This window comes from Pseudomonas sp. TMP9 (assembly GCF_037943105.1).
Lineage (GTDB): Bacteria > Pseudomonadota > Gammaproteobacteria > Pseudomonadales > Pseudomonadaceae > Aquipseudomonas.
The window spans coordinates 991,275-1,004,177 of record NZ_CP149803.1; the positions used below are offsets into that span (position 1 = coordinate 991,275).

A 12,903-nucleotide genomic window follows, 5' to 3' on the forward strand; every position below is an offset into this window, starting at 1 on the left:
AAGTCTGCATCCGTTGAGCCGGCTGCTGCGCCGGCGTTACACTGCCGGCCCCGTGTGGCTTGGTGAGTTGGAGTGAATGATGCGTAAAGACAAGAAGCAGGTGATTGGCGAAGCGATTGCGGATGAGCCGATCAAGCTGTTCCTCAGCGTAGAGCCGGCCGATGCCACGCCGCCGTCGCTGCATAAGCTGGTCAAGGCCTACCGTGGCCTGCGTATTGATGATTTTGAGCGGTTTGTGGGTTTCTTCGTTGCTGAAGGGTTTGACCTGAACGCCAAGGATGCCCAAGGTAATGACTTTATCGCCTTGATTCAGGATCAACGCTTTGCCGAACCCTACGTAGACGTGATCAAAGCCGCCCGCGGCTAAGCGCGAAGTCAGCGTTTGCTGCTTGGAACATGAATCATGCCTGCCACTGAGCCGCGACTTGTTCGCGGCTCAGTGGTTTCTGAGGTACTGGTTATTTCTTGCCGATAATCACGCAAATCAATAGTGCTGGGCGGCCCTAGACGACCGGTCATATCCTAGCGGCATGAACTCCAGTATCCGTGTCGACAAGCGTGACCTGATCCTCGCCAAAGGCGCTGAGGTGATGACCCGTCGCGGTTATCACGGCGCTGGCGTTCAGGAAATCGTCCAAGCGGCAGGGGTGCCGAAAGGTTCTTTCTACCACTACTTTGCCAGCAAAGAAGAGTTCGCCCTGCAGGCCCTGCAGCAGGTTTATCAGCCACGGTTAGCCCGCTATGCCGAAGCGCTTGGCAATCCGCTGCTCAGCCCGCGTGAGCGCATCCTCGGTTATTACGCTGAGTTAGTTGAGCACTTCGCCCGGCAAGAGCGGCTGGAATACCACTGCTTTATTGGCAGCCTGAGCTTCGAGATGGCGGAGCTGTCGCCGACCTTGGGCGTGCAAGTGGATGCGATTCTGCAAACCTCGGCTGACATTCTGCAGCGCTGCCTGGAACAGGCGCAGAGCGCCGGTGAGCTGCCCGCTGATGAAGACTGTCGCAACCTGGCGAGCTTTATCGCCAATGCCTGGCAGGGCGCGTTGACCCGGCTGAAAGTGGCGAACAATTGCCAAGCCTTAACCGACTTTATCCAGCGCCTGCAGCGGTTGTTGCAGGCCTGACCTTTTAAAAAACACCCAAACAAGACGACCGGTCGTTTACCGGCCAGAGGAATGATGATGACCGACCCTGTTAAAGCGCTGTTCCAACCCTTCACCCTAGGCAACCTGAAGCTGCCAACCCGCGTGGTGATGGCGCCGATGACCCGCTCCTTCTCCCCAGGCGGCGTGCCGAACAGCAAGGTCATCGAGTACTACCGTCGCCGTGCGGCGGCCGGTGTTGGCCTGATCGTTACCGAAGGCACCACGGTGGGTCACAAGGCTGCCAACGGCTACCCCAACGTGCCGCGCTTCTATGGTGCAGATGCCCTGGCCGGCTGGCAGAAAGTGGTCGAGGCGGTCCATGCCGAAGGCGGCAAGATCGTTCCGCAGCTGTGGCACGTGGGCAATGTGCGCAAGCTGGGCACTGAGCCGGATGCCAGCGTTCCGGGCTATGGCCCGAGTGAAAAAATCAAAGACGGCACCGTCGTCGTGCATGGCATGACCCAGGATGACATCAACGAAGTCATCGCCGCCTTCGCCCAAGCCGCTAAGGATGCACAGAGCATCGGCATGGATGGCGTAGAGATTCACGGCGCTCACGGCTATCTGGTCGACCAGTTTTTCTGGGAAGGCACCAACAAGCGCACTGACCAATACGGCGGTGATCTGGCCCAGCGTTCGCGCTTTGCCATTGAGCTGATCCAAGCCGTGCGCGCCGCTGTCGGCCCGGACTTCCCGATTATCTTGCGTTTCTCGCAGTGGAAGCAGCAGGACTACACCGCACGCCTGGTGCAGACCCCAGAAGCGCTGGAGGCTTTCCTCAAGCCGCTGTCTGACGCCGGCGTGGACATTTTCCATTGCTCGACGCGCCGTTTTTGGGAGCCTGAGTTTGAAGGCTCCGACCTCAACCTGGCCGGCTGGACACGCAAACTCACCGGCAAGCCCACCATCACCGTCGGCAGTGTTGGTTTGGATGGCGAGTTCCTGCAGTTCATGGTCAACACCGACAAGGTCGCCCAGCCGGCCAGCCTGGAAAACCTGCTGGAGCGTTTGAACAACCAAGAATTTGATCTGGTGGCAGTGGGTCGCGCCTTGCTGGTTGACCCGGATTGGGCGGTGAAGGTGCGCGATGGCCGCGAGCAGGACATTCTGCCGTTCAGCCGTGAAGCGCTGATGAGCCTGGTTTAAGCGGTACTATTTTTGTGTGCGCCGCAAAACGGCGCCACGCTCCTCAGCCCCGGCACATCGGGGCTTTTTTTTGCCGGTGCAAAACGCGCAACTGCACGCCAACAGCCTGTGCGGTAGGGCGAGTTGGATTAACGACTATTGGCTCTGGCCGGTTTTGACCACAAGGATTCACCATGAAGCGTTTTGCCAACATTTTAATCAGCGTCGTCCTGCTGGCTTTGGTCGCGCTAACGGCTGCGGCCGCTTGGAACTGGGCGCCAGATCGCCCCGTGGCGCAACTTAAACCGCGTTGGGCCTTGCCGCCCTCACAGTTCGTGGCCCTCGACGGCATGCAGGTGCACCTGCGTGATCAAGGCCCGCGCGATGACCCCGCGCCAATTGTGCTGCTGCATGGCACCTCGGCCAGCCTGCACACCTGGGAAGGCTGGGTGGCCGCGCTGCAGAATAAACGTCGGGTGATTAGCCTGGATTTACCCGGCTTTGGCCTGACTGGGCCATTCCCTGGCGGTGATTACCGCATGGCTCACTACAGCGCTTTTCTTGCCAACGTGCTGGATCAGCTACAGGTGCCGCGTGCAGTGGTGGCGGGCAATAGCTTTGGTGGTCAATTGGCCTGGCAATTCGCCTTGGATCATCCGCAGCGGGTCGAGCGTCTGGTGTTGGTGGATGCGGCGGGTTACCCGCGCAATGCCACTTCCATACCCATCGGTTTTCGCTTGGCGCAAATTCCCGCATTGGCGCCGTTGATGGACAACCTGCTGCCGCGCGCGATGATTGAAGCGAGCATCCGCAATGTCTATGGCGACCCGAGCCAGGTGAGCGATGAGCTGATTGATCGTTACTATGAGCTGACCCTGCGCGCCGGCAACCGGCAAGCCCTGCGTCAGCGCTTTACTCAAGCCGACGGCGGGTCAGGTTATACCCGCATTGCTGAGCTGAAAGTGCCGACGCTGATTATCTGGGGTGGCCGCGATCAGCTGATCCCGCCGGTCAACGCCGAACGTTTCCAGCGGGATGTCGAAGGCAGCCGCGTCGTGCTATTCGACGACTTAGGCCATGTGCCCCAAGAAGAAGACCCCGCGCGCACCGTGGCAGCGCTGCAAGCCTTTCTTAGCGACATGTAGCCAGTGGTTTTTTGCCGATGCAGCCGCGTAGCTGGTTGTTAAGTGCCGCTGCCGAATAGGCAGTGGCCTGTCCTGACCTACCTCGGTCTGGGCTGCAGGGCAAGGTACCTATAATCGCGCCCGCTCAAACCGCTAAAGCGGGCATGGGACAGATGAAATGGTATTGGTGAGCCAAGCGCCATGGCGTTATTCAGCCGAGGTTCTCACCCTCGCTGCTGGGGGCAATGCATTGCGCCGCGCTTCTTAGGCAAAAAACCGTGCGATAACCGGTCATAAGCACCTAGGCTGTAGGCACTGAGGCTGCGCTTTTGCAGCAGCCGGCTGTTATTCGAAAGGATGTAGACCAATGGATGAACCCCTCGCCACTTCTTCCTTGGAAGCTGTATCAAGACCGTTGCTCAAACTGGCCAAGATGTTGTGCGGCATGCAGACCAGTTTTATCACGCTGATTGACTGGAACAACATGCGCCAGAGCGTGCTGCACTGCGACAGCGACCCTGCATTGCCGATCACCGAAGGCACAGTGGTGGATTGGAGTGAATCGCTGTGCCGGCGTATGTTTTCCAACGGAGACGTGCAGAGCTGCAACATCGACAGTTTGTTTGCCGATACGCCAGGCGCGGGCATGGGCATTAAATCGTTTGTGGTGTTGCCTGTGGTGCTGGCCGATCGCACGTTGGGAACGTTTTGCGTCGCCAGCCTTGAGCGGGTCGAGCTGGATGAGCAGGTGCTGGAGCAGTTGCAGCTGATCAGCGATGCATTGTCATATCAGTTCCACTTAGAACTTGAGTATCAAGCGTTGCACAAGCGTGCTGAAGACCGTCAGCAGTTGATTGATGATCTGCACCAGCAGGCCTCGACCGATCCGTTGACGGGGCTGCTCAACCGCCGCGGCTTTACCCTGCAGTGGCAGCGCGCCATGGCCCACAGTGCCATCACCGGCAGTTCCTTAGCGGTAATGATGATCGACATTGACCACTTCAAAAAATTGAATGACCTGCATGGACATGAGCGCGGAGATGCAGCCTTGATCCATGTTGCCAGCGCCCTAGGCCGCGTGACACGCAAGCAGGATTTTGTCTGCCGCTTAGGCGGTGATGAGTTTGTCGTGGTGGCACCTGGCTCCGATGCCAGTGGGTTGGAAATACTCGGCCAGCGCTTGCAACAGCAACTGCAGGCGGTTGCACATGATCTGTTCATGCACGTCAGTATCGGCATCGCCGCTGCGCCCCAGCATCCGGTGGATGATCTGCTGCGCTTGGCTGATCAAGCCCTGTATCGCAGCAAACAACAGGGGCGGAACTGCATTAATAGCGCCTGACGCCTTGGTTTTGCCTGCATAACCCGTTGCTGGCGTGCATTAATGCGGGTCAACGCGTGACTAACCTCGGCGGTGCCCGCAAAAGCGGCTGTTTTTGTGCGCAATTAAAGATGTATGTGCAATGTTGCGCTGTAGCGAACGGATACATGACTTAGCGGTTCTTGGCTTGCGCAGTCTGTGTGTGACTCCTTATAGTCCGCCGGCACTTAAGCGCCCGGCTTGCGTCAGCAGCGGCTGCAAGCAGGGCCTGTTACCGCAATGGTGAGAGGCCATGATCGAAATAAAAAAACTAACGAAGCGTTTCGCCCAGCACACCGCCGTTGATGACCTGTCCTTCAGCGTTCAGCCTGGCGAAGTATTGGGTTTTCTCGGCCCGAACGGGGCGGGTAAATCAACGACCATGAAGATGCTCACCGGTTTTCTTGCGCCCACGTCCGGCAGCGCTAGCATTCTCGGCTTCGACATCCAAAAAGACACCCTCAAGGCCCAGCGGCTGATTGGTTATCTGCCTGAAGGCGCGCCCTGCTATGGCGACATGACCGTGCGTGGGTTTCTTCTGTTTATTGCCGAAGTTCGTGGCTTTAAGGGTGCCGAGAAGCATGCGCGGGTGGCGAAAGCAGTGGCCCACGTTGAGCTTGAGGCGGTGCTTGAGCAGAGCATCGAAACCTTGTCTAAAGGGTTTAAACGCCGTGTGGGTCTGGCCCAGGCGATTTTGCATGACCCCAAAGTGCTGATCCTTGATGAGCCCACCGATGGTCTTGATCCGAATCAAAAGCATCAGGTGCGCAAGCTGATCCAGAGCTTGGCCCACGATAAAATCGTGATTATTTCGACCCACATCCTCGAAGAAGTCTCGGCCGTGTGCACGCGCGCGGTGGTGATTGCCGACGGCAAGCTGTTGGCTGATGGCACGCCGCTGGCGTTAGAAAGCCGCTCGCGCTATCACCAGGCCGTTACCTTAGTGGCCCAAGAGCCACTGGATAAAGACGCGCTGGCGGCATTGCCGGGCGTTGCTGGGGTGGAGGAAAACACCCTGGAACACAGCCTGAGTATTTTGGCCAAGCCGGGTCAGGTGATCTTCCCGCAGGTTAATGCACTGATCGCAGAACGTGGCTGGCAGGTGCGTGAATTAAATGTCGAACGCGGCCGCTTGGACGAAGTGTTCCGCAGCCTGACGCGGGGGGAGGCGCTATGAGTCAGTTACCGGTGATTTTTAAACGCGAGCTGGCGAGCTACTTCAGCACGCCGCTGGCCTATGTATTTATCCTGATTTTCTTGGTGCTGTCTGGGGTGTTCACCTTCTACTTGGGTGGTTTTTTTGAGAGTGGCCAGGCGAGCCTGGCGCCATTTTTCAACTTCCACCCGTGGTTGTACCTGTTTCTGGTGCCGGCAATTGCCATGCGCCTGTGGGCTGAGGAGCGCAAAAGCGGCACCATCGAATTGCTGATGACCCTGCCCATCACCCGCTTCGATGCGGTCGCGGGTAAGTTCTTCGCCGCCTGGGTGTTTGCCGGTTTGGCGTTGCTGCTGACCTTTCCGATGATCATCACCGTCAATTACCTCGGTGAGCCGGATAACGGCGCGATCATCACCGGCTATATCGGCAGCTGGTTGCTGGCCGGGGCTTACCTGGCGATTGGTTCGTGCATGTCGGCCTTGGCTAAAAATCAGGTGATTGCCTTTATTCTGTCGGTCAGCGTGTGCTTCCTGTTTATCGTCAGCGGCTTTCCCATGGTGCTCGACGGTTTCAGCGCCTGGGCGCCGCAGTGGCTAATCGATGCTGTGGCATCGCTGAGTTTCCTCACCCGTTTCGATGCGATCAGTAAGGGCGTGATTGACCTGCGCGACCTGCTGTATTTCCTCACCCTGATCGCTGCCTGGCTGGCTGCGACGGCGGTGGTTATCGACCTGAAAAAAGCTGATTGAGGACGCCCATGAAAAAGCTGATGGTTTCCAGCGCCGGGCTTGTACTCATTGCCCTGGCGTTTCTCGCATTTAACCTGTTCTCCAGTTTCAGCCTTAGCGGCCTGCGCTTGGATTTGACCGAGCAAAAGCTCTTCACCCTCTCCAGCGGCACCGAGCAAATTCTCGCTGACCTGGATGAGCCGGTGGAGCTGAGCTTCTTCTATTCCGACACCGCCACCAAAGACCTGCCGGCCTTGCGTACTTACGCTAAGCGCGTTGAGGAAATGCTCAAGGCTTACCAGCGCGAAGCGGATGGCAAACTTAAGCTGAGCATTATCGACCCGGCGCCGTTCTCTGAGGATGAAGACAAAGCCGCCGAATACGGCCTGCAGGGTATTCCTCTGCAGCAGGGCGGGGACTCGATCTACTTCGGCTTGGCCGGTAAAAACGCTGAAGGCCAGACTCAAGTCATTCCGTTTTTTGCCCTCGATCAGGAAGAGTTCTTGGAATACGAACTCAGCCGCTTGGTGCAAACCTTGGCTCAGCCTGCGCGTCCAGTGGTCGGCATACTTTCTGGCCTGCAGGTCAACGGTGGCTTTGACATGGCGGCGCGCCAGCCGACACCGGCGTGGATGCTGATTGAAGAAATTCGTCAGCTGTTCCAGATCGAAAGCCTCAAGCGGGACGTCGACCTGATCCCGGAGAATGTCTCAGTGTTGCTGCTGATTCACCCCAAGCAGCTGTCCGAGCAGACCCTCTACGCGATTGACCAGTTCGTTCTGCGTGGCGGCAAGCTGCTGACCTTTGTGGACCCGTTCAGCGAGGCCGATACCCAAGCTGAAATGCCGGGCGAACGGGTGCTCGACAAAGCGTCTGATCTGCCTGAGCTGTTCAAGGCATGGGGCATGCGCATGGTGCCGGACCAAGTGGTCGGCGATGGCGCTTACGCCATGTCAGTCAGCATGGGTCAGGGCCAGCGCCCGGTGCGTCATGCGGCCTGGTTGAGCCTGCCGAAAAATGCCCTCGATGCCGATGACATCAGCACCGCTTCGCTGGAAACCATCACGGTGGCCACTGCCGGTATTTTGCAACCGCTGGAAGGGGCGAAAACCCAATTCACCCCGCTGATTCGCAGCTCGCAGTACGCCATGCCGTTTGATGTTAAGCGCCTTGGCATGTTGGCTAACCCCGAAGAGTTGATCCGTGAGCTTGAGCCGACCGGTGAGCGTTACACCTTGGCTGCGCGCATCAGCGGCCCGGCGCAAACGGCTTTCCCGGAGGGCATTGAGGGGCACAAAGACGGCCTTAAGCAGGCGGATACCATCAACGTGATTGTGGTGGCAGACACCGACATGCTCACCGACCGCATGTGGGTGCAAGTGCAAGAGTTTTTTGGCCAGCGTATCCCGCAGCCATGGGCAGACAACGCCGGCTTTGCCATCAACGCGCTGGATAACCTTGCCGGTTCCGAAGCGCTGATCAGCGTGCGTTCACGCGGGCGCTTTACCCGCCCCTTTGATGTGGTGGACAGCATTCAGCGTGACGCTGAGGTTAAGTTCCGCGAGAAGGAGCAGACCCTGCAGGCGCAATTGGCTGAAACTGAGGAAAAGCTGGCCGTTCTGCAGCAAAGCGATGACCCCAGCAAAACCATGGAGCTGACCCCCGAGCAGCAAACTGCCGTGCAGCAGTTTGTGCAGCAAAAGCTGGCCATCCGCAAAGAGCTGCGTGATGTGCGCTACCAGCTCAATGCCGATATTGAAGCCTTGGGCGGCACGCTCAAGTTCCTCAATATTGCCTTGGTGCCGTTGCTGCTGACCCTCGGCGTGCTGGCGCTGTGGCTGTGGCGCCGGCGCAAGCACGGCTAAACCGCCGCACCGACACAGGGCCGCTCATGCGGCCCTGTGTTTTTTGTGGCCCTGCCTGCAAGCGTGCCGGCAGGTTAACGGCTTTGTGCCTGCGGTCGTTTTCATGCAGCCAAATCTGCGACAATCGCCACCCTCCTGATCTTCCCCTTGAACCCACCCCGCGATTGCCTGATGACCGATGCCACGCCCGCTGTTGATCAACTGCTGAAAAACCTCGACCAAACCCTGCTCGGTGATCGTCATCGTCTGCGCCGCCAGTTGCATGAGCTGCGCAAACAGAGCCCGGTGGACGAGGCCAAACTGGCGCAGTGGCTGCAGCGTTTTGAAGCCTCCGTGGCCAAGGTTGAGGCGCGCCGTTTGAGCGTGCCGGCCATGCGCTACGACGACGCACTGCCGATTGCGGCCAAACGCGAGGAGATCAAAGCCGCCATCGCCGGGCATCAAGTGGTGGTGATCGCCGGTGAAACCGGTTCGGGCAAAACCACTCAGCTGCCGAAGATTTGCTTGGAGCTGGGCCGCGGCGTGCACGGGCTGATCGGCCACACCCAGCCGCGCCGGCTCGCCGCGCGCAGCGTCGCTATGCGGGTGGCGGAAGAAATCGGCACGCCGCTGGGTGAATTAGTCGGCTATCAGGTGCGCTTCGAGGACCAGAGCAACGAGCGCAGCCTGATCAAACTGATGACCGACGGCATCTTGCTGGCGGAAACCCAGCACGACCGTTACCTAGAAAAGTACGACACGATCATCGTCGACGAGGCCCACGAACGCAGCCTCAACATCGACTTTTTGCTGGGCTTTCTGAAAACCCTACTGGTGCGCCGCCCCGACCTCAAGCTGATCATCACCTCAGCCACCATCGATTTGCAGCGTTTCTCTGAACACTTCGACGGCGCACCGATTGTCGAGGTGTCTGGCCGCACCTTCCCGGTAGACATTTGGTACCGGCCACTGACGGCCGAGCAGGATGAAGACGGTAACCGGGTTGAGGAAGACCTCAGCGTTGATCAGGCGATACTCGCCACCCTCGATGAAATCGCCGCCTTCGAGCAAGCCGAAGGCACACGCCCTGGCGATGTGTTGGTGTTTCTTCCTGGCGAGCGCGAGATTCGCGACGCTGCCGAGGTGCTGCGCAAAGCCAACCTGCGCCTGACCGAAGTGCTGCCGCTGTATGCGCGGCTGACCCCGTCCGAACAGCAGAAGATTTTTGCGCCCATGGGTGCGCGCAAGATTGTCCTGGCCACCAACGTCGCGGAAACCTCGCTCACCGTGCCGGGCATCCGCTATGTGATTGATAGCGGCACGGCGCGCATCAGCCGCTACAGCTACCGCGCCAAGGTGCAGCGGTTACCCATTGAGGCGATTAGCCAGGCCAGCGCCAACCAGCGTAAAGGCCGTTGCGGGCGGGTTGAACCGGGCATCTGCATTCGCCTGTTCAGTGAAGAAGACTTCAGCGGCCGTCCAGCCTTTACCGATCCAGAAATTCTGCGCACCAACCTGGCGGCGGTCATCCTGCAGATGCTCCATCTGCGCTTGGGTGAAATTGAGGCATTTCCGTTTATCGAGCCGCCAGATGGCAAAGCCATCAGCGACGGTTTCAACCTGCTGCAAGAACTCTCGGCGGTCAGCCGCGAGGGCCAACTCACACCGTTGGGTCGCCAGTTAGCACGTTTGCCGGTGGACCCGCGCTTGGGCCGTATGGTGCTAGAAGGGGCTAAGCAGGGCAGTTTGGAAGAAATCCTGATCATCGCCAGTGCGCTTTCGGTGCAGGATGTGCGTGAGCGTCCCTCTGATCGCCAGCAAGCAGCCGACCAAGCCCACGCGCAGTGGAAGGATGTTGATTCTGACTTCGCCGCGCTGGTTAATATCTGGCGCGGTTTTGAGGCGCAGCGCCAAGCCCTTGGCTCAGGCGCGCTGCGCAGTTGGTGCCGGAAGAACTTCCTCAATTATTTGCGCCTGCGCGAGTGGCGCGACTCGCACCGCCAGCTCGTGCTGATTAGCCGTGATCTGCAGCTAGCAGCGGCTAAGGGCAACGTAGGAGGGGTGGAGCGCAGCGATACCCAAGCGGGTGCAGATAATGCGCATCGCTCTGCCCAACAGCCGCCTAAAGATGGGCTTGAGCTGTCGGCTGAGCAAAAAGAGCAGGAGCTGGCTGAAAAACAGCAGACCGCCCAGCGCGCCAAAGGCTACGCCGCCGTGCACAAAGCCATCCTTGCCGGTTTGCTCAGCCAGATTGGCCAAAAAACTGAAGATGGCGATTTCCTTGGCGCTCGCCAGCGGCGTTTTTGGGTGCATCCATCCTCCGTTATCGGGCGTAAGAAACCTACGTGGCTGATGGCCAGTGAGCTGGTGGAAACCACCAAGTTGTTCGCCCGCATGGTGGCCAAAATTGAACCGGACTGGATCGAGCCGCTGGCCGGCCACCTGATCAAGAAAAACCACCTGGAACCGCACTGGGAAAAGAAACGTGGCCAAGTGGTGGCGTATGAGCAAATCAGCCTCTACGGCATGATTGTGGTCGGGCGCCGCGCTGTGCATTTCGGCCCGATTGAGCCGGTGGTGTCGCGTGAGCTGTTTATTCGCGAAGGGCTGGTGGGCGGCGAAATGCACAGCCGCGCCAAGTGCCTAACGGCCAACCGGCAGTTACTGGAAAAGCTTGACGAGCTGGAAGCCAAAGCGCGTCGCCGTGACATCTTGGCCGACGATGAAACCCTCTACGCCTACTACGAGGCGCGCCTGCCGGCAAACATCTACCAGAGCGCGACCTTCGACAGTTGGTACAAAACCGAAAGCGCGAAAAACACGCAACTGTTGATCATGCGTGAAGAAGACGTGCTGGCCCGCGACGCCAAAGAAGTCACCGCCGCGCAATACCCAGACAGTCTCAGCTTGGGCGAACTAACCCTGCCGCTGACCTATCACTTTGAGCCCAATCACCCGCGCGATGGCGTGACTCTGCGCGTGCCGGCGCCGTTGCTGCCGCAATTGCCGCCGCAACGTTTGCAATGGTTGGTGCCGGGGCTGCTGGAAGCCAAATGCATGGCCTTGGTGCGTGGCCTGCCTAAAGCGCTGCGCAAGAACTTTGTACCAGTGCCGGATTTTGTTGGTGCGGCCTTGAGCAAAGTGCAGTTTGCCGAAGGCAGCTTGCCGCTCTCCTTGGGCCGTGAGTTGACCCGCATGACGGGCGCGCGGGTCAGCGATGAGGCATGGGCTGAGTCCGCAGCGCAGCTGGATGGCCATTTGCGCATGAACATAGAAGTGGTCGACAACCAAGGCAAACTGCTCGGCGAAGGCCGCGATCTGGCCGAGCTGACTGCACGCTTTACTGAAGCGACTCAAGCCGGCTTGGCCCTGCCCAAAACCGCCAAAAGCCAGCAGCCGGTTGAGGCCAAAGTGTTCAGTGAAGTGGCCGCGAAAACTCAGCAGCAAGTCGCTGGCTTGTCCATGACCGTCTACCCCGCGCTGGTGGAGGAGGCCGGCGTGGTTAAAGAAGGACGCTTCCCGACTCAGGCCGAAGCTGAGTTCCAGCACCGCCGCGCCCTGCAGCGCTTGCTCTTGCAGCAATTGGCTGAGCCGGCCAAGTTTCTGCGTGGCAAGCTGCCGGGGCTGACTCAGCTGGCGTTGCTCTACCGCGACATGGGCCGCATCGATGCGTTGGTCGAAGATATTCTGCTAGCCAGCCTCGACAGCTGCATCCTCGACGGTGAAGCCAGCTTGCCTCGCGACGGTGCAGGCTTGGCCGCACTGGCTGAGCGCAAACGCAGCGACTGGACCGGCCATGCCGAGCGTCTGGCCAAGCTGACGCTGGAAACACTGACCCTTTGGCACGGTTTGCAGAAGCGTTTTAAAGGCAAAATTGATCTGGCTCAGGCCATGGCGCTTAACGACATCAAACTCCAATTGAGCAACCTGGTGTACCCAGGGTTTGTCCGCGAAACCCCGGCGCAATGGCTCAAGGAAATGCCACGCTACCTTAAGGCCATCGAGCAACGCTTGGACAAAATCGTCGGCCAAGTGCAACGCGACCGGGTGTGGAGCGCTGAGCTGGCCGGTTACTGGGAGCAATACCAAACGCGCCTAAGTAAACACAGTCAAGACGGCAAACGCGATGCGCCCCTGCAACTCTATCGCTGGTTGCTCGAGGAATACCGGGTGTCGCTGTTCGCCCAGCAACTCGGCACCAAACTGCCGGTGTCGGATAAGCGCCTAAGCAAACAATGGAGCAGCGTTGAAGGCTAAGCCAAGCTCGCACCCTGAAGGGCTTCGGGGTGGCTTGGGTCGTTCAGACTGAGCGCGCTGTTACCCATGCTCAATCGCTATTGATAAGTTAACGCTTGATAGTCAATCGACCCTCATAGGGTGCCAAGGCATGATCTGGAAAATAAATTTGGTCCATTCTT

The 12,903-nt window shown here is 58.9% G+C and carries 9 protein-coding genes; all 9 read left to right on the top strand.

The genetic code is table 11. The features are described 5' to 3' along the window. Nucleotides 1-79: 79 nt before the first annotated feature. Nucleotides 80-367 carry a PA4642 family protein gene (locus WF513_RS04745; protein WP_339081909.1) on the top strand — a complete coding sequence of 96 codons (288 nt, stop codon included), beginning with the start codon at nucleotides 80-82 and terminating at the stop codon, nucleotides 365-367. A gap of 163 nt (nucleotides 368-530) precedes the next feature. Continuing rightward, nucleotides 531-1,124, top strand: a complete 594-nt coding sequence (locus WF513_RS04750) for a TetR family transcriptional regulator C-terminal domain-containing protein (protein ID WP_339081911.1) — start codon at nucleotides 531-533, stop codon at nucleotides 1,122-1,124. Between the two features lie 57 nt (nucleotides 1,125-1,181). Then, entirely contained in the window at nucleotides 1,182-2,291 is a 1,110-nt protein-coding gene (locus WF513_RS04755) for an NADH:flavin oxidoreductase (protein ID WP_339081913.1), read from the top strand. Nucleotides 2,292-2,464: 173 nt separating this feature from the next. Then, a complete protein-coding gene (locus WF513_RS04760; protein WP_339081915.1) occupies nucleotides 2,465-3,415 on the top strand; it encodes an alpha/beta fold hydrolase in 951 nt (316 codons plus the stop codon). Nucleotides 3,416-3,761: 346 nt separating this feature from the next. Beyond that, on the top strand, nucleotides 3,762-4,736 hold the full coding sequence (locus WF513_RS04765) for a sensor domain-containing diguanylate cyclase (RefSeq protein WP_339081917.1): 975 nt from the start codon (nucleotides 3,762-3,764) through the stop codon (nucleotides 4,734-4,736). A gap of 271 nt (nucleotides 4,737-5,007) precedes the next feature. Continuing rightward, nucleotides 5,008-5,931: an ATP-binding cassette domain-containing protein gene (locus WF513_RS04770; RefSeq protein ID WP_339081919.1), complete on the top strand. Its 924-nt coding sequence runs from the start codon at nucleotides 5,008-5,010 to the stop codon at nucleotides 5,929-5,931. Then, nucleotides 5,928-6,662, top strand: coding sequence for an ABC transporter permease subunit (locus tag WF513_RS04775; RefSeq protein WP_339081921.1), 735 nt, complete (start codon nucleotides 5,928-5,930; stop codon nucleotides 6,660-6,662). Before WF513_RS04770 ends, WF513_RS04775 begins: the two co-directional genes overlap by 4 nt. An 8-nt stretch (nucleotides 6,663-6,670) precedes the next feature. Beyond that, nucleotides 6,671-8,506 (top strand): Gldg family protein, encoded by a 1,836-nt coding sequence (locus WF513_RS04780; RefSeq protein ID WP_339081923.1) that lies wholly within the window; start codon nucleotides 6,671-6,673, stop codon nucleotides 8,504-8,506. Between the two features lie 171 nt (nucleotides 8,507-8,677). After that, a complete protein-coding gene (hrpA, locus tag WF513_RS04785) occupies nucleotides 8,678-12,742 on the top strand; it encodes an ATP-dependent RNA helicase HrpA (RefSeq protein ID WP_339081925.1) in 4,065 nt (1,354 codons plus the stop codon). The last annotated feature ends 161 nt before the right edge of the window (nucleotides 12,743-12,903 follow it).

What these genes read in the sequence shown, in the direction of transcription:
- WF513_RS04755 (WP_339081913.1), top strand. Translation starts at nt 1,182, where the DNA reads ATGACCGACCCTGTTAAAGCGCTGTTCCAACCCTTCACCCTAGGCAAC.
- WF513_RS04750 (WP_339081911.1), top strand. Translation starts at nt 531, where the DNA reads ATGAACTCCAGTATCCGTGTCGACAAGCGTGACCTGATCCTCGCCAAA.
- WF513_RS04775 (WP_339081921.1), top strand. Translation starts at nt 5,928, where the DNA reads ATGAGTCAGTTACCGGTGATTTTTAAACGCGAGCTGGCGAGCTACTTC.
- WF513_RS04760 (WP_339081915.1), top strand. Translation starts at nt 2,465, where the DNA reads ATGAAGCGTTTTGCCAACATTTTAATCAGCGTCGTCCTGCTGGCTTTG.
- WF513_RS04770 (WP_339081919.1), top strand. Translation starts at nt 5,008, where the DNA reads ATGATCGAAATAAAAAAACTAACGAAGCGTTTCGCCCAGCACACCGCC.
- WF513_RS04780 (WP_339081923.1), top strand. Translation starts at nt 6,671, where the DNA reads ATGAAAAAGCTGATGGTTTCCAGCGCCGGGCTTGTACTCATTGCCCTG.
- hrpA (WP_339081925.1), top strand. Translation starts at nt 8,678, where the DNA reads ATGACCGATGCCACGCCCGCTGTTGATCAACTGCTGAAAAACCTCGAC.
- WF513_RS04745 (WP_339081909.1), top strand. Translation starts at nt 80, where the DNA reads ATGCGTAAAGACAAGAAGCAGGTGATTGGCGAAGCGATTGCGGATGAG.
- WF513_RS04765 (WP_339081917.1), top strand. Translation starts at nt 3,762, where the DNA reads ATGGATGAACCCCTCGCCACTTCTTCCTTGGAAGCTGTATCAAGACCG.